The organism is Skermanella aerolata KACC 11604, from assembly GCF_000936425.1.
GTDB classification, from domain to species: domain Bacteria; phylum Pseudomonadota; class Alphaproteobacteria; order Azospirillales; family Azospirillaceae; genus Skermanella; species Skermanella aerolata.
Map to the genome: position 1 here is coordinate 48,866 of NZ_AVFK01000007.1, position 19,996 is coordinate 68,861.

23 protein-coding genes and 2 riboswitches are annotated in these 19,996 nt (G+C 65.2%); of the genes, 9 read left to right on the top strand and 14 right to left on the bottom strand.

What is annotated here, in order from left to right:
- Nucleotides 1–23: 23 nt before the first annotated feature.
- Complete coding sequence (locus tag N826_RS11030; protein ID WP_147040805.1) at nucleotides 24–470, top strand: hypothetical protein; 447 nt, start codon at nucleotides 24–26, stop codon at nucleotides 468–470.
- 25 nt (nucleotides 471–495) lie between these two features.
- Here the strand turns inward: N826_RS11030 and N826_RS44165 are convergent, their stop codons facing one another.
- The 3 genes from N826_RS44165 to N826_RS11040 all read right to left on the bottom strand — a co-directional run bounded on the left by N826_RS44165 (nucleotide 496) and on the right by N826_RS11040 (nucleotide 2,882).
- A complete protein-coding gene (locus tag N826_RS44165; RefSeq protein ID WP_169789323.1) occupies nucleotides 496–660 on the bottom strand; it encodes a hypothetical protein in 165 nt (54 codons plus the stop codon).
- 107 nt (nucleotides 661–767) lie between these two features.
- A complete protein-coding gene (locus tag N826_RS11035; protein WP_044428656.1) occupies nucleotides 768–1,556 on the bottom strand; it encodes an SDR family oxidoreductase in 789 nt (262 codons plus the stop codon).
- Nucleotides 1,557–1,721: 165 nt separating this feature from the next.
- On the bottom strand, nucleotides 1,722–2,882 hold the full coding sequence (locus tag N826_RS11040) for a L,D-transpeptidase family protein (RefSeq protein ID WP_052831033.1): 1,161 nt from the start codon (nucleotides 2,880–2,882) through the stop codon (nucleotides 1,722–1,724).
- Nucleotides 2,883–3,129: 247 nt separating this feature from the next.
- Between N826_RS11040 and pyrB the strand changes: the two genes are divergently transcribed.
- Entirely contained in the window at nucleotides 3,130–4,005 is an 876-nt protein-coding gene (pyrB, locus tag N826_RS11045) for an aspartate carbamoyltransferase (RefSeq protein ID WP_044428658.1), read from the top strand.
- Between the two features lie 39 nt (nucleotides 4,006–4,044).
- Here the strand turns inward: pyrB and N826_RS11050 are convergent, their stop codons facing one another.
- From N826_RS11050 to N826_RS11060, 3 genes are all read right to left on the bottom strand, one after another.
- Nucleotides 4,045–4,329 carry a PGPGW domain-containing protein gene (locus tag N826_RS11050; RefSeq protein ID WP_052831035.1) on the bottom strand — a complete coding sequence of 95 codons (285 nt, stop codon included), beginning with the start codon at nucleotides 4,327–4,329 and terminating at the stop codon, nucleotides 4,045–4,047.
- 6 nt (nucleotides 4,330–4,335) lie between these two features.
- A complete protein-coding gene (locus N826_RS11055; RefSeq protein WP_063772238.1) occupies nucleotides 4,336–4,839 on the bottom strand; it encodes a hypothetical protein in 504 nt (167 codons plus the stop codon).
- A 114-nt stretch (nucleotides 4,840–4,953) separates the two neighbouring features.
- Nucleotides 4,954–5,490 (bottom strand): RbsD/FucU family protein, encoded by a 537-nt coding sequence (locus tag N826_RS11060; RefSeq protein WP_063772239.1) that lies wholly within the window; start codon nucleotides 5,488–5,490, stop codon nucleotides 4,954–4,956.
- Between the two features lie 109 nt (nucleotides 5,491–5,599).
- Between N826_RS11060 and N826_RS11065 the strand changes: the two genes are divergently transcribed.
- Nucleotides 5,600–6,313: an SDR family NAD(P)-dependent oxidoreductase gene (locus tag N826_RS11065; RefSeq protein WP_147040807.1), complete on the top strand. Its 714-nt coding sequence runs from the start codon at nucleotides 5,600–5,602 to the stop codon at nucleotides 6,311–6,313.
- Between the two features lie 83 nt (nucleotides 6,314–6,396).
- Here the strand turns inward: N826_RS11065 and N826_RS45950 are convergent, their stop codons facing one another.
- The 6 genes from N826_RS45950 to gcvT form a co-directional block, all read right to left on the bottom strand.
- Nucleotides 6,397–6,684 carry a DUF3800 domain-containing protein gene (locus tag N826_RS45950; RefSeq protein ID WP_211099257.1) on the bottom strand — a complete coding sequence of 96 codons (288 nt, stop codon included), beginning with the start codon at nucleotides 6,682–6,684 and terminating at the stop codon, nucleotides 6,397–6,399.
- A gap of 98 nt (nucleotides 6,685–6,782) precedes the next feature.
- The gene (locus N826_RS44735) at nucleotides 6,783–7,190 is read right to left on the bottom strand and encodes a hypothetical protein (protein ID WP_186818094.1); all 408 of its coding nucleotides are present in this window, start codon (nucleotides 7,188–7,190) and stop codon (nucleotides 6,783–6,785) included.
- Nucleotides 7,191–7,433: 243 nt separating this feature from the next.
- Nucleotides 7,434–9,026, bottom strand: coding sequence for an aminomethyl-transferring glycine dehydrogenase subunit GcvPB (gcvPB, locus tag N826_RS11070; RefSeq protein WP_084720658.1), 1,593 nt, complete (start codon nucleotides 9,024–9,026; stop codon nucleotides 7,434–7,436).
- The gene (gene gcvPA / locus N826_RS11075; RefSeq protein WP_044428662.1) at nucleotides 9,023–10,372 is read right to left on the bottom strand and encodes an aminomethyl-transferring glycine dehydrogenase subunit GcvPA; all 1,350 of its coding nucleotides are present in this window, start codon (nucleotides 10,370–10,372) and stop codon (nucleotides 9,023–9,025) included. The genes gcvPB and gcvPA overlap by 4 nt, the downstream gene beginning before the upstream one ends.
- Complete coding sequence (gcvH, locus tag N826_RS11080; RefSeq protein WP_044428664.1) at nucleotides 10,372–10,749, bottom strand: glycine cleavage system protein GcvH; 378 nt, start codon at nucleotides 10,747–10,749, stop codon at nucleotides 10,372–10,374. Before gcvH ends, gcvPA begins: the two co-directional genes overlap by 1 nt.
- 81 nt (nucleotides 10,750–10,830) lie before the next feature.
- Nucleotides 10,831–11,922 carry a glycine cleavage system aminomethyltransferase GcvT gene (gene gcvT, locus N826_RS11085; protein ID WP_044428667.1) on the bottom strand — a complete coding sequence of 364 codons (1,092 nt, stop codon included), beginning with the start codon at nucleotides 11,920–11,922 and terminating at the stop codon, nucleotides 10,831–10,833.
- Nucleotides 11,923–12,047: 125 nt separating this feature from the next.
- Nucleotides 12,048–12,162: riboswitch (glycine riboswitch) on the bottom strand.
- A riboswitch (glycine riboswitch) is annotated at nucleotides 12,163–12,267 on the bottom strand.
- 433 nt (nucleotides 12,268–12,700) lie between these two features.
- Here gcvT and N826_RS11090 point away from each other — a divergent pair.
- Nucleotides 12,701–13,312, top strand: a complete 612-nt coding sequence (locus tag N826_RS11090; RefSeq protein WP_044428669.1) for a DUF2889 domain-containing protein — start codon at nucleotides 12,701–12,703, stop codon at nucleotides 13,310–13,312.
- Nucleotides 13,313–13,369: 57 nt separating this feature from the next.
- Here the strand turns inward: N826_RS11090 and N826_RS39870 are convergent, their stop codons facing one another.
- Nucleotides 13,370–13,819 (bottom strand): ribbon-helix-helix domain-containing protein, encoded by a 450-nt coding sequence (locus N826_RS39870; RefSeq protein WP_052831036.1) that lies wholly within the window; start codon nucleotides 13,817–13,819, stop codon nucleotides 13,370–13,372.
- 237 nt (nucleotides 13,820–14,056) lie between these two features.
- Nucleotides 14,057–14,332, bottom strand: a complete 276-nt coding sequence (locus N826_RS11100; RefSeq protein ID WP_044428670.1) for a BolA family protein — start codon at nucleotides 14,330–14,332, stop codon at nucleotides 14,057–14,059.
- Nucleotides 14,333–14,513: 181 nt separating this feature from the next.
- On the opposite strand from N826_RS11100, the gene N826_RS11105 reads away from it, so the two are divergent.
- From N826_RS11105 to N826_RS11125, 5 genes are all read left to right on the top strand, one after another.
- Complete coding sequence (locus N826_RS11105; RefSeq protein WP_244619628.1) at nucleotides 14,514–15,530, top strand: DMT family transporter; 1,017 nt, start codon at nucleotides 14,514–14,516, stop codon at nucleotides 15,528–15,530.
- A 128-nt stretch (nucleotides 15,531–15,658) separates the two neighbouring features.
- Nucleotides 15,659–16,186, top strand: coding sequence for a J domain-containing protein (locus N826_RS11110; RefSeq protein ID WP_244619629.1), 528 nt, complete (start codon nucleotides 15,659–15,661; stop codon nucleotides 16,184–16,186).
- Between the two features lie 112 nt (nucleotides 16,187–16,298).
- A complete protein-coding gene (cobS, locus tag N826_RS11115) occupies nucleotides 16,299–17,297 on the top strand; it encodes a cobaltochelatase subunit CobS (protein WP_044428677.1) in 999 nt (332 codons plus the stop codon).
- Nucleotides 17,298–17,360: 63 nt separating this feature from the next.
- Nucleotides 17,361–19,250 (top strand): cobaltochelatase subunit CobT, encoded by a 1,890-nt coding sequence (cobT, locus tag N826_RS11120; protein WP_044428683.1) that lies wholly within the window; start codon nucleotides 17,361–17,363, stop codon nucleotides 19,248–19,250.
- A gap of 81 nt (nucleotides 19,251–19,331) precedes the next feature.
- Entirely contained in the window at nucleotides 19,332–19,895 is a 564-nt protein-coding gene (locus tag N826_RS11125) for a superoxide dismutase family protein (protein ID WP_084720660.1), read from the top strand.
- Nucleotides 19,896–19,996: the final 101 nt, after the last annotated feature.

Consider the following 19,996-nt stretch of genomic DNA (forward strand, 5'->3'; position numbering starts at 1 on the left):
GGTTCCACGGAGTTTTGCCGGCCATGCTTACGGCTGCGGTGCTTGCCGGCTGCGCCGCATCGCCGCCGACCTCGCCGCTGGCCATCGAAATCAGCCAGTCGTCGGACTGTGTCGAGTCGATAGAGAACCAGCCGGCCTTCGCACCGCTTCGCCTCAAGAGCCCGGGACTGGGTGAGATGACCTCGACGCATCTGGGCGATACGTCCAAGCCTACGCCCGAGGAACAGGCGCTGGCCAGGGAGTATCTTGCCGCCGTGTCGGCCTGCGAACCCAACGCCCAGTCGATGCTGAACCCGCAGGAGCAGGCTGCTGGCCGCGCGATCCTGACGACATGGCACGAGCAGGAACAGCTTTATGTGGCACTCACGTCCGGCCGGCTGACATGGGGGCAGTTCAACCGCATGACGGAGGCGCTAGGCCGGCGGATGGACCGCCAGCTTCGCACCGCCATGGCGGCAGCAGGCTCTTAGCAGCGCCATCGCGAAGACTTGACGGTCAGCCGCCGCCGACACCCTCGATGATTTTGCCGGTGCCGTCGCAGTTGGGACAGGGTTGGCCGTTCAAACGCCCCGTTCCTCTGCAATCCGGGCAGATATCCTCGCCGGTACCCGGAGTCCCCGCCGGTGCGTCATCGCCCGGTGCCATCGGTTCCGCTGTCATGGTCGATCTCCCTTGCTGGTTTAAGGCTGGTTGTTGACGGACTCAACAGGGAGACCGGCCCGTTCGTCCCAGTGTCTTGAACCTGAACCTTTATCGCCCGATCCCGGTCAGCGGGATTTCACGGCGCCGCCGTCGACCAGCGTGACCGTGCCCGTAACATAACTCGCCCGGGCGCTCAGCAGGAACGTCGCGACCGAAGCGAATTCCTCCACCGTACCGTAGCGGCCGACCGGGATCTGCGCCTTGTTGGCGGTGGCTACTTCTTCCAGGCTCTTGTTCTGCTTCTGGGACGCGACGGCATCGAGCTGCTCCAGCCGTTCCGTCTGGATCCGTCCGGGCAGGATCGTGTTCACCGTGACGCCATCGGGTGCCACCTCCAGCGACAGCGTCTTGCCCCAGTTGACCAGGGACGCACGCAGCGTGTTGGAGATGCCGAGGTTGGGGATCGGCTGGATCACGCCCGACGATGCGACGGTCAGGATGCGGCCCCAGCCGCGCTCGCGCATGCCGGGAAGCACGCGGCCGGTCGTCTCGATCAGGGTCACGACCATGGCCTGGAAGTGCTTCAGCCAGTCCTCCGCCGTGACGGCGGAGATGTTGCCGGGTGGCGGTCCACCGCTGTTGTTGACCAGGATGTCGATCGCGCCGGGACCGTCGGCAAGGCCGGCCATCAGCCGGTCGACCGCTTCTGGTCCGTTCATGTCAACCGCCACGTAGCGGGCGGTGCCGGCGCCGCGCGCCGATATCGCTTCGGCGGCCTGACGCAGGCGGTCCTCGTTACGGCCGACCAGCGTCACATGGGCGCCTTCCGCCGCCAGCTGCTCGGCGATGCCGTGGCCCAGCCCCTTGCTCGATCCCAGTACCAAGGCGCGCTTGCCCGTAAGTCCGAGGTCCATTCTTCATATCCTCCCACTTCCATTACGACCGGGTACGTTAACCGGATGGCGGCGGGAGGCAAGGAAGCATTTACTTTTCAGCCCTTTGGGGAAATCGCGCTACTCGTCATCGTCGGCCTGGACGGCGCGGACGTCGCGGGCAGGGCGCGGGCTGGCCAGGCAAGATCAGTTGGCCGCGGCGATCAGTTCCGGCGGCGGAACGATCCCGTAGATGTCGGGCAGCACCACGACACGCTCGCCGCGCAGCACGGCCGGCCAGTAGACGAACCGCACCGGCATCGGCTGGGCCAGCCTGATCCATCGGGTCTCCCCCGCATCGACCATGGCCGATATCCGCGAAGGGTTGAAGCCTGAAGCCATCAGCAGTTCCTCCGCCAGCGTCCTGGGATCCGCCAGCCGCACGCAGCCGGAACTGACGGCACGCCTGTCGCGGTTGAAGACGCGCGGGTCGTTGGTGCCGTGCAGATAGATCTGGTCGTCGTTGGTCAGGTTGAACCGGTAACGCCCGAGGGCATTGTGGTCCCCCGCCTCCTGGACGATGCGGACCCGCCAGGGCGACACGTTGGTCCAATCCACCAAGGCGGGATCGACCACCGTGCCGTCCAGCCAGACGGAGGCATGATCGATACCGGGTGCGCCGGTACGCCGCAGGTTCGGCAGCTTGTCCTGCTTCAGGACGGTCGGCGGCACGGTCCAGGTCGGGTTGAGGATGACGTGGGTGATCTGGTCGGCCAGCAGCGGAGTCGGACGCGACGGGCTGCCGACGGCGGTATCCATCGTCAGGACCGTTTCGCCGTTGCGCACCAGCGCCAGTTCCTGTGCCGGCAGGTTCACCACGACCATGGTGGCCGGCACCGAGGCCCTGAACTCCGCCATGCGGGCCAGCGTTTCGCGGATCGACGCGATCTCCTGAGCCGGCGTGACGTTGAGGGACGACAGAGTGGCGCCGCCGACCTTGCCGTCGGGGGTCAGGCCGCGTTCAGCCTGGAAGACGCTGACGGCGCCGGCGACCGTCTCGTCATGGATGTCGCGCTCGGAACCGGGCGCAAGGTATCCCAGTTCGACCAGCCGCCGGCTGAGCTGGAGCACGCGCTCGTCCACCATGCCGGGTTTCAGCACCGGTCCGCGTGCGATCCGCGTCGATACCGGCACGCCCTCCGCCCGCGCCTCCTCCTCCAGCGCCGCCAGACGGGTTTCCAGCGCCGCCGTCCATACTCCCAGCGCCTGATCGAACCCGCCGGCCCGCGCCGGAGCGGCGGAGGCAGCGATGAGGAACGCTACCAGCAGGGCCAGCAGGGCGACGGGATGGGCGATGCGGGAAATCATGGCGGACTCGAAGGATATGGGACAATTATTTTAGCGCATCGCGGCAGCGGAACCAGAGCGGGAACGTGATTTAAGTCACGCCCTTCGGAGGTGTTGCCGGCTTGCCCATCCGGGGATCACATCCGGGTTGTGTCCGATCCGATTTTGCTGCAAAAGCACGCGCGCCGGGCCTGTTTTCCGGTCCTCGTTTTCGGCCCCTGCTTCGGCCCCGCTCGCGGCCCCGGCAGCGCTGCCGCTGGAGATCCTGATGAAGCTCACGCATGTCCTGTCCATCGACCAGTTCGACAAACCGCTCATCGAGGAACTGTTCTACCACGCGAACTGGATCAGCAAGGCGAAGGGGCACAGCATCAGCCATCTGCGCGGCAAGCTGCTGGCGAACCTGTTCTACGAAGCCTCGACGCGGACGTCGTCGAGCTTCTTCGCAGCGATGAGCCGCCTCGGCGGACGGGTGCTGCCGATCAACGACGTGACCTTCTCCAGCGTCTCCAAGGGCGAGATCCTGGAAGACACGATCCGGACGCTGGCCTGCTACACCGACATCATCGTGCTGCGCCATCCCGAAAAGGGCGCCGCCCAGCGCGCCGCCGCCGTGTCGCCGGTCCCGATCGTCAATGCCGGCGACGGCGTCGGCGAGCATCCGACCCAGGCCCTGCTCGACCTCTACACCATCATGGCGGAACAGGGCGGCATCGACGGACTGACCGTCACCATGATGGGCGACCTGAAGCACGGCAGGACCGTCCACAGCCTCGCCCGCCTGCTGCGCCTGTACGACGTCAAGATCAACTTCGTCTCGCCGACCGAACTGCGGATGCCCGCCGACCTCGTCCTCCCGGCCGACCGTCAGGTGGCGACGCTGGACGAGGTGCTGACCGGCACCGACGTGCTGTACGTCACAAGGGTCCAGAAGGAACGGTTCGAGGCAACCGGCGATTACAACTATGGATTGACGCTGGACCACATGGCCCGGGCCAAGCCGACGATGTCGGTGATGCACCCGCTGCCGCGCGTCAACGAGATCCCGCTGGAGCTGGATGCCGACCCGCGCGCGGCCTATTTCCGCCAGATGCAGAACGGGCTGTTCGTCCGCATGGCGCTGCTGATGTATCTGCTGGGCTGATCCGCTTCAGCTCGAGAGCGGTTCAGGATGCCCGGTTCACTATGCTGGCGGCGGACGGCGCTTCCGCCGCCGCACGTAGCGGTCGAACGCGACGAACCAGCCGGGCTTGCGGCGGCGCATCCTGACGAACAGCCGCCGCGCGTCGGCGGAGTTGCGCAGCAGGATGACCGTGCCGACCAGGGCTATCGGCAAGCCGAAGGGTCCCGGCAGCGGAGCTATCAGGATGCCGGCGGCGACGATGGTCCAGCCCATGCCGATCAGGGCAAGCTGGCGGATTCGGCCGACGGACAGGGTGGATGTGGCGGAACCGGGGCGCCTTGTCATGGCGGATCAGTGGACGGTCGGCTTCATGTCGGCCCCCGAGCGTCCCGCACCCTCCGCTGTCAAAGCTTCCGGCGCCAGCCGGTCGGACAGCGGCAGGTCGAACCGTATCATGACCTCGTTCAGCACGGCCCGGTCGGGACGCCAGCGGAACTCGCGGTCGAGCCTGCCGCGGGCACGGTGGGCGAACCCGGTCAGCGACTTGCGGTCGCGCGCCGCAGCGGGGGGACGCCGGTCGGCGCAGCTTTCCAGCATCAGGCGGATCATCAGGTCACGCTTGGAAACGTCGACGAACCCGTCGGCGTCGAAATAGACCTTGGTGAAGGCGACATCGGACACGACGCGCTTATGATCGGGTGCTTCGACCACCACGACCGAGACCATCTCGACGCAACGGCCGGCGAGGCCGGCGATCGGAGCGATACGGTCGTCGGCGCGGTCGAAGTCCCGGTGGGAAAGCTCGACCAGGTCGCCCGATGTCTGCCGGATCAGGTAACGGCGCCCTACCACCATGGTAGTCTCCCGATGAAAAGAACCACCCGCTCTGGAATTGCTGCTTGCCGACAGAATAACAGGAATGGAGCGTGTCGGCGAAGATGTTTCCCGCAGCAAATCGGAGGGAGGGCGTCAGGAGCTTGCGGCAGGTACGGAGTCGGCTTGTTCAAGTTCGGACCTGCCGGACTCGGCCTTTCCTGCCTGGACCGCCTCCGGCGGCGGCTGGATCGGCTCCGCCGGCCGGACCACTCCCTTGGTCAGGAGCAGGCTGCCGTTGACGCGGGTCTCGCCCGTCACCACGACCGCGAAAGCGGCGCGCGTACGGTCGTAGAAGCCGAACCGGTCGAGGCGGCCGATCTGCCAGCGCGGCCCTTCATGGCGCTCGACGATCTGGATGAACTCGCGGCAGACATCGGATTCCTCGATCTCGGCTGACCCCAGATCGACCATGCGGGTGTAAGGCGTATCCAGCATGTCGTCGAGCGGCATGACGCTGAGGATGGCCTCCAGAGCCCTCGGGGCGTCGACGCCTTCCAGCCTTATTACCCGGGCGCCCAGCGATACGGCGGGGAAGTTCCTGTCCACCAGCGCCAGCTCGTCGCCATGCCCCATGGCCGCGAGGACATAGAGAAGATCGGCATTGAGCAGCGGGTCCAGTCCCTTGAGCATGATGGCGTCGGTTCCTCCGGTATGGGCGGTCCACACCGCACCCCCGAAGATAACCGCCGCTGCGGGGCGGAGGTTGCAAGACGGGCGACAACGGTGTTCCATGGCCGCCATGACCATCCGGAAAACCGTCCTCATCACCGGCGGCGGGCGCGGCATCGGCGCCGCGACCGTCAGACTGTTCGCGGCGCGGGGCTGGCGCGTTGCCTTCACCTGGACGACCCGGGAGCCGCCGGCCGGCGGTCCCGCATCGGCTTACCGCTGCGATATCAGGAGCGAGGCGGATGTTATTTCCCTGTTCCGCCAGGTCGTGGCCGACTTCGGCCGGATCGACGCGCTGGTCAACAATGCCGGCATCACCGGCCCGCGCCGCCGGATCGAGGACGTGACCGCCGACCTGCTGCGGGACGTGACCGCGACCAACCTGATCGGCCCCATCCTGTGCGCTCGCGAAGCTATCAAGCACATGGCCGCGAGGGGCGGCGGGTCGATCGTCAACCTATCATCGACCGCGACGAAGCGCGGCAGCCCGGACCAGTGGGTCCACTACGCCGCCACCAAGGGAGCCATCGACGTGTTCACCGCCGGACTTGCCGCCGAAGTGGCATCACAGGGCATCCGGGTCAACGCCGTGGCTCCCGGCCTGACCCTGTCGGACCCGGCGGATACCGACCGCATCACCGCCCGGCTGGAAACCATGCGGGGCGAGATCCCGATGAACAGGGCCGGCACGGCGGACGAGGTGGCGGAGGCGGTGTTCTGGCTGTGCTCGGACGCCGCCTCCTATGTCACGGGAGCGGTCCTGCCGGTGGCGGGCGGGAGATGATGACGACGTCGTGAATACGACCTTCACGTATTGTCTTGGCACCTCACATATCGATCCAAAAACCAAGTTGGCCGCTACAGCATCTACAAGAGCCTGTTGGCGCAAGCAGGACAATCGCAGGCTTCGGATCTGCCTTTAAGGTGGTGCAAACCATGGACAGCCCCACCGTCAGAGTCGAACGAGCTTGAAATCGCTTCGAAGAACTCGCTGTCGCCTTGTTCGAATTTTCTCCAAAGCGCATACGAAACGAGATCGGCGTACTGAATCAGCCGAGTTGCTTGTGAATCCACAAAGAAGGGAACGTCGACTATGTTCCTTGGAAAGCCCCAGCGATGACCTGCGCTTTTGAATTCGATAGCCAAAGATTGCAAACGTGTCTCTCTTGTCGATTTATCAAGAACGAGCAGTCCTTTATCTTTTTATTATTCCGATAGCGGCGCATGAGGAATTTGTCGAACCGCATTACGATTTATTCAAATGCATATTCTACTGGATCCTCATCACCGATCTGGGTTTTATCTACGATCACGCCGAATAGGCACCACGTATCATTTCCATGTAATGACTGAGCTGCTAAAAGACTGTCTCGGATAATACGGCAGCGTTCTTCTTTATCGACACTGCGCCACCAGTTTCTTCCCGCCAAAATCTGGTTGCCATGTAACTCCAAGCTGCTTGGTGTGTGATGTTTAGTCGTAGCGACAACGCGCTCTAACTCTTGCCCAAGCCAATGAATTTGCTGCTCGTTGATGGCGATACCGGCAAGGACAAAATGCCGTTCCTTCGGATTTGTGACGGAGCCCGCATCATCCAGGTAAAGGACGTACATATGCCGGTTATGAAAAAGAAAGGCGGCCGGGTGAGGGCCAAGCCTCAACGGACTGCTCCATGGCAGCCCTCCCAACCGCAAAGCAAAATTTAAGCATTGAGCGTCTCGCAGTCAACCAGCACGTGAGCACATAAGCCCCACGAAAGAGGTAAAGGTTATAACCCTCTTTTCGCCAGCGTCACAACAAACAGCCTTAAAGACAGATGCGCCGGAGAGGCCAGTGCCGATACCCGTAGCAACGACACTGGCACCTCAGCTTACATCAAGGAGGGGGCGTTCCGCCTCAACCCCCTACTCCGCCGCCTCCGCTTGGCTCACCTCCGGCACCCAGCGCAGCACCGGCTTGCGGGCGGCGCCCGTTTCGTCTAGGCGCCGTCGGGGCGTCATGCGGGGAGCGCCGAGGAAGTGTTCGGCGTCGCCGGAGCGGGCGCGCTCGGCCAGACCGCGCATGACGCGGATGAAGGCGTCCAGGCTCTGCTTGCTCTCGGTCTCGGTCGGCTCGATCAGGAAGGCGCCGTGGACGACCAGCGGGAAGTACATGGTCATCGGGTGGTAGCCCTCGTCGATCATCGCCTTCGCGAAGTCGAGCGTCGTGACGCCTGTCCCCTTCAGGAAGCGGTCGTCGAACAGCGCCTCATGCATGCACGGGCCTTCGAAGGACGCGGTCATCACGTCCTTCAGGCTTGCCATCACGTAGTTGGCGTTCAGCACGGCGTCGGACGCGACCTGACGCAGGCCGTCGGCGCCGTGGCTCAGGATGTACGCCAGCGCCCGCACGAACATGCCCATCTGGCCGTGGAATCCCTTGAGACGGCCGAACTCCTTGCCGTTGGCCTGATCGTCCTCGCCGCTCTCGACCAGCGAGAAGCCGTCCTCGCCGTGGACGACGTAAGGCAGGGGAACGAACTTCGCCAGCGCTTCCGACAGCACGACCGGGCCACTGCCGGGACCGCCGCCGCCGTGGGGCGTCGAGAAGGTCTTGTGCAGGTTGATGTGCATGGCGTCGATGCCGAGGTCGGCGGGACGGACCCGGCCGACTATGGCGTTGAAGTTGGCGCCGTCACAGTAGAAGAAGGCGCCGGCCTTGTGGACGGCGTCGGCGATCTCGATGATGTCGCGCTCGAACAGCCCGCAGGTGTTCGGGTTGGTCAGCATGATGGCTGCGACGTCGTCGCCCAGCTTCGCCTTCAGCGCCTCCAGATCGACGCGGCCGGTGGCGTCGGCCGGGATGGCGTCCACGGTGAAGCCGCAGGCCGCCGCCGTCGCCGGGTTGGTGCCGTGGGCGGATTCCGGGACCAGCACGCGGCGTCGATGGCTGGTGCTGCCGTCCCGGTCCTCGATTGCCGCGCGGATCGCGGCCATGCCGCACAGCTCGCCATGGGCGCCGGCGGCCGGCGACATCGCGACGGCGGGCATGCCGGTCAGCGTCTTCAGCCAATGGGCCAGCGTGTCGATCAGCTCGAGCGCACCCTGAACAGTCCGTTCCGGCTGCATCGGGTGGATGTCGCTCAGGCCCGGCAACCGCGCCAGCTTCTCGTTCAGGCGCGGGTTGTGCTTCATCGTGCAGGAGCCGAGCGGATACAGCCCGCTGTCGATCGCGAAGTTCTTCTGCGACAGGCGGGTGTAGTGCCGGATCACCTCCGGCTCGCTCAATCCTGGCAGCCCGATGGTGCCGCGCTCCCGCACCTTGCCGAGGCGCGGCTTGAAGGTAGGAGGTTCCGGCAGATCGACGCCGGTGGTGCCGGGGCTGTCCTGTTCGAAGATCAGCGGCTCTTCCAGCATCAGCGCGCGGTTGCCGCTGATGGTGCCGGCAGCGGCGGAGGCAGCATTGCCGCCTTCGACCCCGAGGGTGTCAATATGGGTCTTGCGTCCCTGGGTGTTCATGACAGAGCCTCCTTCAGGCCGTGGGCCAGGGCTTCCATGTCGGCGTCGGTATTGGTCTCGGTCGCAGTGACCAGCAGCAGGTCGGCAAGCGCTTCGTCGCCGGGATGCAGGCGGGAGACGGGCACGCCGCCCAGGATGCCGTGCTTGGCGAGCTTGTTGACGACCTTGGATGCCGGCTTCTTCAGCCGCACCGTGAACTCGTTGAAGAAGCTGTCGCTGACGACTTCGACGCCCTTCAGACCGTCGAGCCGGTCGGCAAGCTGAACGGCCTTGGCATGGTTCAGCCGCGCCAGCCGCTTGAAGCCTTCCTCGCCCAGCAGGCTCATATGGATCGTGAAGGCGAGCGCGCACAAGCCGCTGTTGGTGCAGATGTTGCTGGTCGCCTTCTCGCGCCGGATATGCTGCTCGCGGGTCGAGAGCGTCAGCACCCAGCCGCGCCGGCCCTCGGCATCGACGGTCTGGCCGGTCAACCGGCCCGGCATGTGGCGGACATACTTGTCGCGTGTCGCGAACAGGCCAACATACGGACCGCCGAAGTTCAGCGAATTGCCGATCGATTGGCCCTCGGCTACGACGATATCCGCTCCCATCTCGCCCGGCGGCGTCAGCAGCCCGAGCGAGACGACTTCGGCAACCGCTACGATCAGCAGCGCGCCCTTGGCGTGGACGGCGGCAGCAAGGTCGGTCAGGTCGCGAACCTGGCCGAAGAAGCCGGGGTTCTGGACGACGACGCAGGAGGTCTTGTCATCGATCAGCGCAAGCAGATCTTCTTCGCCCTCCGGATCGGCCGGAGCCGCGACCACCTCGAAGCCGTGGAAGCGGGCGTTGGTCAAGGTCACGTCGCGGTAATGCGGATGCAGGCCGCCGGACAGCACGGCCTTGCCGCGCCGGGTCACCCGGTTTGCCATCATCACGGCTTCGGCGCAGGACGTGGCCCCGTCGTAAAGCGAGGCGTTCGCCACGTCCATGCCGGTGATCAGCGCCACCTGGGTCTGGAACTCGAACAGGTATTGCAGCGTGCCCTGGGTGACTTCCGGCTGGTACGGCGTGTACGAGGTCAGGAACTCGCCGCGCTGGATCAGGTGATCGACCGAGGCCGGGACATGATGGCGATAGGCCCCGGCCCCCAGGAAGCTCGGCACGCTGCCGGCGGAAATGTTCTTCGCGGCCATCGCCGCGATCGTCCGCTCGACTTCCATCTCGCCGGCATGGGGCGCCAGCCCCTCGATCGGGGCCGACAGCCGGGCCGCCTCCGGCACGTCGCGGAACAGGCTGTCGACCGAGGGCACGCCTATGGTGGCGAGCATCGACCGGCGGTCGGCCTCGGTCAGGGGCAGGTAACGCATCAGTGCAGGCCCTCGCAGTATTCCTTGTACGCGGCCTCGTCGAGCAGGTCGTCCAGGTCGCCCTGGTTCTCGATCCGCAGCTTGACGAACCAGCCCTCGCCCTGCGGGTCACGGTTGACCAGCGCCGGGTCGTCTGCCAGCGCTTCGTTCACCTCGACCACGTCGCCGGCGACCGGAGCGTAGACTTCGCTGGCGGCCTTGACCGACTCGACGACGGCGGCTTCCTTGCCGGCAACGACGTTGCGCCCGACCTCGGGCAGTTCGACGAAGACCACGTCACCCAGCTGCTGCTGGGCATAGTCGGTGATGCCGACGGTCGCGACTTCGCCGTCGAGTTTGATCCACTCGTGGTCCTTGGTGAACTTGATGATGCTCATGGCGGGTATCCCGGATCTGAAAAGCGGAAAATCTGAAGAGGCAACAGGGAAAACGGCCGGAAGGCCTCTCCCGGAAAAGGGTCAGCCCCGGTAGTAGCGCTGGGGGAAGAACGGCATCTCGGCGACCTTGGCCGGCATCGGCTTGCCCCGGACGACGAGGTTGACCGGAGTGCCGGGCGCCGCCGACGCCGTGGCGACGTAGCCCATCGCGACCGGACCGTTGACGCTGGGGCCGAAGCCGCCGCTGGTGACTTCGCCCAGGAATGCGCCGAAAGCGTCGGTTATCTGAGTATGCTCGCGCGCCGGGGCACGGCCGTCGGGACGGATGCCGACCCGCTTCCGCGCCGTGCCGTTGGCAAGCTGGTCCAGGATCACATCGGCGCCGGGGAAGCCGCCTTCGGCCCGGCGGCGCTTGCCGATCACCCAGTTGAGGTTGGCTTCGACCGGGGTCGTCGTGGTGTCGATATCGTGGCCGTAAAGGCAGAGACCGGCTTCCAGCCGCAGCGAGTCGCGGGCACCCAGGCCGATCGCCTCGACTTCCTCTTCGGCTAGCAGCAGGCGGGCGGTGATCTCGGCGAAGGCGTTGGGGACGGAGATCTCGTAGCCGTCCTCCCCGGTATAGCCGGAACGGGTGATCAGGACAGGGGCACCGCGGAAGGTGGCCTCCAGCACGCTCATGAACTTCATGGTCTCTGCGGCCGGGACGAAACGGCCCAGCACTTCGGCGGCCTGCGGTCCCTGCAACGCCAGCAGGGCGCGGTCGCCCAGATACTCGACCTCGGCCTTGCCGGCGAGGCGGGTGCGCAGGTGCTCGACATCGGCGGCCTTGCAGCCGGCATTGACGACCAGGAACAGATGATCGCCCATGTTGGTGATCATCAGGTCGTCCAGGATGCCGCCGTGTTCGTTGGTGAACAGGCTGTAGCGCATGCGGCCTTCCGCCAGCGCCTGGATCTCGCCGGGAACGAGGGTTTCCAGCGCGGCCGCCGGGTTGTCGCCGGTCAGCCGAACCTGCCCCATATGCGAAACGTCGAACAGGCCTGCGGCGGCGCGGGTATGGAGGTGTTCCTTCAGGATGCCCAGCGGGTACTGCACCGGCATGTCGTAGCCGGCGAACGGCACCATCTTCGCGCCCAGTTCCACGTGAAGCTCGTGGAGCGGTGTGGTCAGCAAAAGATCAGGAGAGGGTGGAACCGGTACGGCACCCTCATTGGACTGGCCCTGGCCGGACTTGTTGTCACTCAAGGAACGTTTCCTCCGACAGAGTTCCATCCCGCGCGTACGGCGCGGTCACGGCCCCCTCTGTCGCGGACCTGAGAGATTCACCAGCCCCTGGGATGGGCACCGGCTTACTCCTTCGGTGAGGCGTGCCGTGGTCAATCCCGACCGTCCGGCATCCTGCTTTCCAGAGTGCTTCCCTCTGCGGTCCTCGTTGCCTGAGAGTTTCCGGGGGCGGTTGCTCCTTCGGCGCCACCGGTCCTCGAACGGAGGTCCGGCGATCTCTCCCGCGAGAGGTCGTCAGCATGTTCGCCTAAGCTAGCTGTTGCGGTGCGAAAGTCAACGCGCATCCGCCGTTCCGCCTGCGGCATCCTCGCGGTACACGACATCCATGACCCTTCGGTCACGTCACGTCGTCTGATGCCACTGGCGGCGCTGTTGCGGAACGGCGATCTGCAAGCCTGATGTCGCAAGCCTGATGTCAGTGACGGAGGTTCACTGATTAAAGCTGCTTTCCTTCCAGATCGGCTTATTAAAGTAAAATGCCGTTTGCTTAAATAGCGTTCGGCAAATTGGAACAAACCGGGATAGATGCGCAACTTTAATTCTGATCAAGACGCCGCCGCATAGGAGATGCCCGCGGGGCGCGGGGGTCGGCGGTCTTGACCGGTCGTGCCGCCGAGTCGATATTCGAAAGACGCTTTACGTTTACGTAACGGAGAACCAGGCCTTCATGCCGCTTTCATCCCCGACCGAGCGCGAGCACATTCATACCCGTCAGGTCACCTGCCAGGGCTTTCGCCGCGCCGATGGGCTGTGGGACATCGAAGGCCATATCATGGACATCAAGACCTACCCGTTCGCCAACGACTACCGGGGCGCCATCCAGCCGGGCGATCCGATCCACGACATGTGGATCAGGCTGACGGTGGACGACGGCTTTGAGGTGAAGGCGGTCGAGGCGGTGACCGACAAGAGCCCCTTCGCGGTATGCCCCGCCATCACGCCCAACTTCCAGCGCCTCGTCGGGCTGCGGATCAAGTCCGGCTGGACGCAGAAGGTGAAGGAACTGCTGGGCGGGGTCGAGGGCTGCACCCATCTGGTCGAACTGCTGGGTCCCGTCGCGACGACGGCGTTCCAGACCATCTACCCGGTTCTGTCGCGTGAGAAAGAGGCGCGTGCCAAGGCGGAAGCCGGAGAGAAGAAAGCGGATTCTCCCGCCGTTTCCCCCTCCGGGCATAAGCGCCCGCCCCTGCTGCTCAACACCTGCCATGCTTTTCGCAGCGACGGCGAGGTCACGCGGAAGGTATGGCCGGAGCATTATACAGGCACGCCCCGGCCATGACCTTCATTGCCCGTGGGGCTCGTGACCTGAGCACCCGGACATGAACCGGCAGCGCGGTCAGCCGACGCTCCGGCGAAGGCTGACCACCTGCTCGGACGGCTGCTCTTCGGAATCGAAGGGCGTCTTCGTGAACGGATTGCCGTTCCCGTGCGATGCCTTCATATGTCCCTCCTCCGTGGCGGCCGCGCGGAAATAGGCTAGCGCGAATACCCGGATCGCCGCCGTCAGCGACGTATTGGCATCCTTGCGCTCACTGATCCGCGTGCAGAGCGAATGGATGGTCACCCGCTCGCGTGCGCAGATGTCGTAGAGGGCGTCCCACATGAACGGTTCCAGGCGGCAGCTTGTCCGATGGCCGCCAATGGTGACGTTGCGGCTGATCAGCGTGCTGACCTTTGCCATATCCGGGCGGACTTCCGCTTGCGGTGAACCGGTTGCTTCGCGGAAGCCGCGGACTCCCGCCGGGTCTTCGGAAATCGGCAGGGGCGACTCAGGCTCAGAATGCATAAGTTGAATTCCTCTTGCGGTCATACAGAACTCCACCGCCAGGTCGATAGAAACCTGATCGATTCCATATCGTGCGAATGGTTGCGTCGGTGTGACTGTACGCAATTTCGAGGTAATTTCAACTATTGTCATATACCTTTCGGAAGATATTTTTGTTTCAACACCCGTTTGAGTTGCCATCGTATGCAGCGGGCCGGAAAAACTCCTTGCCGGCGCCAAGGCGCCGGCAAGGAGCGGCTATCGGACATCCTCTGACGGAGTCAGCGTCCGGAGGCCCAGGGCATGCACCCGCTCCTTCAGTTCCTCCGCGACGATCTCATAGACCATCCTTTGGCGAGCGACCCGGGACTTGCCCTCGAACGCCGCCGAAACAACCGTTACGTTGAAGTGGGTCTCGCCGACCGGATCGGCCCCGGCATGGCCGGCATGCCGCTGCGAGTCGTCCTCGATCTCAAGCCGGACCGGCTGGAGGGAACTGGAAAGCTTGGTACGCATGCGCGTCGCGTAGTCCATGGTGAAACCGCCTCGTGGGTATGATGTCGACAAGTGGGCCGACAAGTGGGATGTGGCATTGCGAGCCGCGCATGCCATGGCAGGGCATGCGTGTTGCGCCCGTGCCGGTTTGGCGAGAAGATCGGGCCGCAGTCCTCGAAAAGTGCTATCGTCCGACCCTCGCTGTCAAGGAAGCCCCTGATTGTCCGATCCCGGTTCCACCCGGCCCGCAATACACCCTCCCCCTCCGTCGTCCGGTTCTTCCTCCGCCGATCCAAGGTCAGCCGGCGCTCCGGCGGCCCCATTCCAGGCAAGCGGCACCGTTTCTCCCCGAATGGCCTGGCTGCTGCTGGGTTCCGTCATCCTGCTCTGGGGAGTCAACTGGCCGGTCATGAAGCTCGGCATCAAAGATATCCCGCCGATGACATTCGCCGTCATCCGCATGCTGCTGGGCGCCGTCTGCATGTTCGGCGTACTGGCGTTGCGCGGCAACCGCATCCGCCTGCCCAGCCGTCACGACCTGCCGATCGTCCTGACGGTCGGACTGCTCCAGATGGGCGCCTTCCTGGGGCTGGTGACGGTCGCCTTGCAGTTCGTTTCCGCGGGGCGATCGTCGATCCTGGCCTATACGACGGCTCTCTGGGTCGTGCCGGGTGCGGCTCTGTTCCTGGGCGAACGGCTGACCGGCACGAAGCTGACCGGGTTCATGCTCGGCATGGCCGGCGTCGCCGTCATGTTCAACCCGGTGGCCTTCGACTGGACCGACCGCGATGTTCTGGTCGGAAACGGGTTGTTGATGCTTGCGGCACTGGCCTGGGCCGCCCAGATTATCCAGGTGCGCGGCCATCGCTGGCACGCTTCCCCGCTGGAGTTGGCACCTTGGCAGTTCACCGTGGCGGCCGTGGTGCTGTTTCCCATCGCACTCTTCATGGATGCCGGACGGTCTGTCGACTGGACCGGACGGGCCGTGGCCGTCCTGTTCTACAATGGACCGATCGCAACGGCCTTCTGCTTCTGGGCGGTGGTCACGGTCAACCGTGCCCTCCCCGCCATAACGACCTCGCTTGGAACCCTCGGCGTTCCGGTCGCCGGTGTCGCCGCCTCCGCGGCGATGCTGGGAGAGCCGGTGACGCTCACCAACCTTGCGGGACTGGTGCTGATCCTGGGAGGGCTGGCGTGGCTGGCCCTGGGGGATCGCATCAAGCCCCGTGCGCAATAGCCGCGCTGCCAGCGGGATCGCTTGCCAGCGCGCCAACCTCTGACCATACTTTTCCGATGCACAAGAATCGTGTCCGTTACTCATCCCCGTTTTCCCAGGAGCCGCCGCCGGCGTCCCGCTGCTGCGACATGCCCAGTTGCTCGGCCATGGGCGAGTACCGGGCGCCGAAGGGCCGCGAGCGGCTGAACGAGTATTTCTGGTTCTGCCTGAACCACGTACGCGAGTACAACAAGGCGTGGGACTATTACGCCGGGATGTCGGAGCGCCAGATCGAGCAACATCTCCGCAGCGACGCCACGTGGCAGCGCCCGACATGGCCGATGGGTTTCTGGAAGACCCGCGAGCGGACGATGCACGACGAGGCGATGCGCCAGTACGGTTTCCACGATGCGGGAGAAGGCGGCGCCCGGAACGGCGCGCACGACGGGCACGGCGCCAACGGCTCCGCGGCCAACCGCATGCGGACACCGGAGGAAGAGGCGCTATCGGTGCTTGATTTGGCGCCGCCCGTGGACTTTTCCCAGATCAAGGCCAGATACCGGGAGCTTGCCAAGATCCACCATCCGGATATCAATGGCGGCGACAAGGTCGCGGAAGAAACGCTGAAGCGGATAAATCAGGCCTATACGACGCTGAAAGCCAGCTATGGCGGTTGATTAGGCGCGCATCCGCAACAAAAAACGGCCCGCTCAGGAAAATGCCGTATTAATAATGCCTCACCAGCGACCGACACGCCCACCCGACACCAGGAACGAAGCGACAGATAATATGGCCTCCGAAACGACAACTCAGTCAGCGCCGAACGGCTCGATCCCGGACATCAAGGTTTCCGTCCGGCAGACCTTCGGTCTCGACAGCGACCTCCAGGTTCCGGCCTTCAGCCGCGCTTCCGAGCATGTGCCCGACGTGGACGACGCCTACCGGTTCGACCACGACACCACGCTCGCGATCCTGGCCGGCTTCGCCTACAACAGGCGCGTCATGGTCCAGGGCTATCACGGCACCGGCAAGTCGACCCATATCGAGCAGGTCGCGGCGCGCCTGAACTGGCCCTGCATCCGGATCAACCTGGACAGCCATATCAGCCGCATCGACCTGATGGGCAAGGACGCCATCGTCCTGCGCGACGGCATGCAGGTGACCGAGTACAGGGAAGGCATCCTGCCCTGGGCGCTCCAGCACCCCTGCGCCATCGTGTTCGACGAATACGACGCCGGCCGGCCCGACGTCATGTTCGTGATCCAGCGCGTGCTGGAAGTCGAAGGCAAGCTGACGCTGCTGGACCAGAATCGCGTGATCCGGCCGCACCCGGCCTTCCGCCTGTTCGCCACCGCCAATACGGTCGGCCTCGGCGACACAACCGGCCTGTATCACGGCACACAGCAGATCAACCAGGGCCAGATGGACCGCTGGAACATCGTGGCGACGCTGAACTACCTGCCGCACGACGACGAAGTGAAGATCGTCGCCTCCAAGGTCCAGGGCTATGCCGACGAGAAGGGCCAAAAGCAGATCTCCGCGATGGTCCATCTGGCCGACCTGACCCGTGCCGGCTTCATGTCGGGCGACATCTCGACCGTCATGTCGCCGCGCACCGTCATCACCTGGGCGGAGAACGCGAAGATCTTCGACGACATCCCCTTCGCCTTCCGCATCACCTTCCTGAACAAGTGCGACGAGGTGGAGCGTTCGACCGTCGCGGAATACTACCAGCGCTGCTTCGGGACCGAACTGCCGGAGTCGGGTGTGAAGGCCAACCTGGTCTGAGGCCAACCGGATCAAGGTTAGGGCAGTAGACGGCCCGCCGGACCAATCGAACTGAAGATTGTGATGTCTGACAAAGAAAACCCTGTCGAGATCTTCAAGCGCGCCACCTCGGCCGCGATCCGGGCCATCGCCGAACGGAACGATCTTCAGATCGGGTTCAGCGGCGAACCTCCGGGCGTGGCCGGGACCAGGGTCCGCGTGCCGATGCCGGCACGCGACCTCAACCCGCGCGATGTCGCGACCCTGCGCGGGGCGGCCGACGCCGTGGCGCTCCGCCTGCGCCACCACGACAGCGGCATCCACAGCCACCGCATGCCGACGGGCGACACCGCCCGGCAAGCGTTCGAGGCGCTGGAGCAGGCGCGCTGCGAGGCGCTGGGAGCCCGCTCGATGCCGGGGGTCGCATCCAACCTGGGAGCGGCCCTCGACGAGCGCTACCGGCGCCAGGGTTTCGAACGGGTGACCGACCGGGATCAGGTCCCATTGTCGGAAGTGATGCGCCTGCTGGCGCGCGAGGCGCTGACCGGGGAGGAACCGCCTGCAACCGCCCGGTTCGCCGTCGATCTCTGGCGCCCCTGGGTCGAGGAGCGCATCGGCAAGGAGATGACGGATCTGGCGGCGCTGCTGGACGACCAGGACGGCTATGCCCGCGAGGCCCGCAAGCTGCTGTCGCACCTGGACATGGAAGTCGGCGGGGAGCCGGAGCCGACCGAGGAGGACGAGGAGCAGGACCAGGAAGGCGAGCCGGACGAGAACGAACCGAACGACGGCCAGTCGCGCGGCGGCGAGGATTCGACCAGCCAGACCGAAACCATGACCCAGCCCGACACCCGCGAAGTCGATCAGGACGACGGGACGGAGGGCGCCGACCAGATGGACGGCGAGATGGCGGAGGGCAGCGGCTCGGAAGAACCGGGCCAGCCCGGCCAGCCCTGGCGGCCTGAGCGCGACCGCCGGAACGAGATCGATCCCGACGCCTACAAGGCCTTCACCACCGAGTTCGACGAGGTGGTGGAAGCCGACGAGCTGTGCGACCCGGACGAGCTGACACGGCTGCGGGCCTTGCTCGACCAGCAACTCCAGCACCTTCAAGGCGTCATCTCTCGTCTGGCCAACCGGCTCCAGCGCCGGCTGATGGCGAAGCAGACACGCGCCTGGGAGTTCGACCTGGACGACGGCATCCTGGACGCGGCGCGGCTGAGCCGCGTCGTCGTCAACCCGGTGCTGCCGCTGTCGTTCAAGCGCGAGAAGGAGACCGACTTCCGCGATACCGTCGTCGGTCTGCTGATCGACAATTCCGGCTCCATGCGCGGTCGTCCGATCACCATCGCCGCGATGAGCGCCGACATCCTGGCCCGCACGCTGGAGCGCTGCGCCGTCAAGGTCGAGATCATGGGCTTCACGACCAGGGCCTGGAAGGGCGGGCAAGCGCGCGAGCGGTGGATCGGCCGAGGCAAGCCGGCGAACCCCGGCCGGCTCAACGACCTGCGGCATATCGTCTATAAGAACGCCGATGCACCCTGGCGGCGTGCTCGCAAGAACTTGGGCCTGATGCTGCGCGAAGGCATCCTGAAGGAGAACATCGACGGCGAGGCGCTGCTGTGGGCGCATAACCGCCTGATGGCACGGCCCGAGCAGCGCCGCATCCTGATGGTGATCTCCGACGGTGCCCCGGTGGACGACTCGACGCTGTCGGTCAACTCCGGCAACTACCTGGAGCGCCACCTGCGGCAGGTCATCGGAGAGATCGAGAACCGATCGCCGGTCGAACTTGTCGCGATCGGCATCGGCCACGACGTCACCCGCTACTACCGCCGTGCGGTGACCATCGTTGATGCCGAGCAGTTGGGCGGCACGATGATGGAGAAGCTGGCCGAGCTGTTCGACGAGGACACCCGCGGTTCGGCCCCCCAAGGGCGCGGCCAGCAGACGCGCCGCCGGCGCGCGGGTTAGGGGCCGCTCGGCTTTTTCGGAACGGTCCCGGACGGCATCGGTTGTCTTTCCTGATCCGGCAACAGATTAGGGAAGACATTCATGAAGCCGACCGCCGTCCGGGCTTTCTCCGGCACCGTTCTTCTGAGCGCCGCATTCGCGGCCGGCATCCCGGCAATCCCGGCCCTGGCGCAGGGAAGCCAGTCTCCCCAGGCGCATGCTCAGCTCAACGATGGGCAGGGCAAGCCGCTCGGCACGGCAGCCCTGGCCGAAACCCCGCAGGGCGTCCTGATCCAGCTCCGCCTGAAGGACGTTCCACCCGGCAGCCATGGCCTGCACATCCACCAGACCGGCCGGTGCGATCCGCCCAAGTTCGAAAGCGCCGGCGGGCACTACAATCCGGCCGACACCCAGCATGGATTGCAGAACCCGCAGGGCGCCCACGCCGGCGACCTGCCCAATGTCTTCGTCCAGCAGGACGGCGTGCTGGATCTCGACGTGGTCGCGGGGGAAGTCACGCTGGACGCAGGTCCCAATAGCCTCTTCAAGGAGGGCGGCACCGCCCTGGTCGTCCATGCAGGACCGGACGACTACGAGAGCGATCCTGCCGGCCATTCCGGCGACAGGAACGGCTGCGGCGTGATCGAACGGCAGCCCGCTCAATAATCCGGGACGATCAGGCGGGAGAGGGGCGCGACCCTTGGCCGCGTCCTCTCTTCCGTCTTTGCCTGCAAACGGTTCGCAATCTCACTTGACAGGATAGGTCC

Excerpts from the sequence above, each read along its gene's own strand:
- N826_RS11050 (WP_052831035.1), bottom strand. The coding sequence starts at position 4,329 with ATGACAAGGCGCCCCGGTTCCGCCACATCCACCCTGTCCGTCGGCCGA.
- N826_RS11090 (WP_044428669.1), top strand. The coding sequence starts at position 12,701 with ATGCCGCTTTCATCCCCGACCGAGCGCGAGCACATTCATACCCGTCAG.
- cobT (WP_044428683.1), top strand. The coding sequence starts at position 17,361 with ATGTCTGACAAAGAAAACCCTGTCGAGATCTTCAAGCGCGCCACCTCG.
- N826_RS39870 (WP_052831036.1), bottom strand. The coding sequence starts at position 13,819 with ATGCATTCTGAGCCTGAGTCGCCCCTGCCGATTTCCGAAGACCCGGCG.
- gcvH (WP_044428664.1), bottom strand. The coding sequence starts at position 10,749 with ATGAGCATCATCAAGTTCACCAAGGACCACGAGTGGATCAAACTCGAC.
- N826_RS11040 (WP_052831033.1), bottom strand. The coding sequence starts at position 2,882 with ATGATTTCCCGCATCGCCCATCCCGTCGCCCTGCTGGCCCTGCTGGTA.
- pyrB (WP_044428658.1), top strand. The coding sequence starts at position 3,130 with ATGAAGCTCACGCATGTCCTGTCCATCGACCAGTTCGACAAACCGCTC.
- N826_RS44165 (WP_169789323.1), bottom strand. The coding sequence starts at position 660 with ATGACAGCGGAACCGATGGCACCGGGCGATGACGCACCGGCGGGGACT.
- N826_RS11030 (WP_147040805.1), top strand. The coding sequence starts at position 24 with ATGCTTACGGCTGCGGTGCTTGCCGGCTGCGCCGCATCGCCGCCGACC.
- N826_RS11125 (WP_084720660.1), top strand. The coding sequence starts at position 19,332 with ATGAAGCCGACCGCCGTCCGGGCTTTCTCCGGCACCGTTCTTCTGAGC.
- gcvPB (WP_084720658.1), bottom strand. The coding sequence starts at position 9,026 with ATGAACACCCAGGGACGCAAGACCCATATTGACACCCTCGGGGTCGAA.
- N826_RS11110 (WP_244619629.1), top strand. The coding sequence starts at position 15,659 with ATGCCCAGTTGCTCGGCCATGGGCGAGTACCGGGCGCCGAAGGGCCGC.
- N826_RS11100 (WP_044428670.1), bottom strand. The coding sequence starts at position 14,332 with ATGGACTACGCGACGCGCATGCGTACCAAGCTTTCCAGTTCCCTCCAG.
- cobS (WP_044428677.1), top strand. The coding sequence starts at position 16,299 with ATGGCCTCCGAAACGACAACTCAGTCAGCGCCGAACGGCTCGATCCCG.
- N826_RS11065 (WP_147040807.1), top strand. The coding sequence starts at position 5,600 with ATGACCATCCGGAAAACCGTCCTCATCACCGGCGGCGGGCGCGGCATC.
- N826_RS11035 (WP_044428656.1), bottom strand. The coding sequence starts at position 1,556 with ATGGACCTCGGACTTACGGGCAAGCGCGCCTTGGTACTGGGATCGAGC.
- N826_RS11055 (WP_063772238.1), bottom strand. The coding sequence starts at position 4,839 with ATGGTGGTAGGGCGCCGTTACCTGATCCGGCAGACATCGGGCGACCTG.
- N826_RS11060 (WP_063772239.1), bottom strand. The coding sequence starts at position 5,490 with ATGCTCAAGGGACTGGACCCGCTGCTCAATGCCGATCTTCTCTATGTC.
- gcvPA (WP_044428662.1), bottom strand. The coding sequence starts at position 10,372 with ATGCGTTACCTGCCCCTGACCGAGGCCGACCGCCGGTCGATGCTCGCC.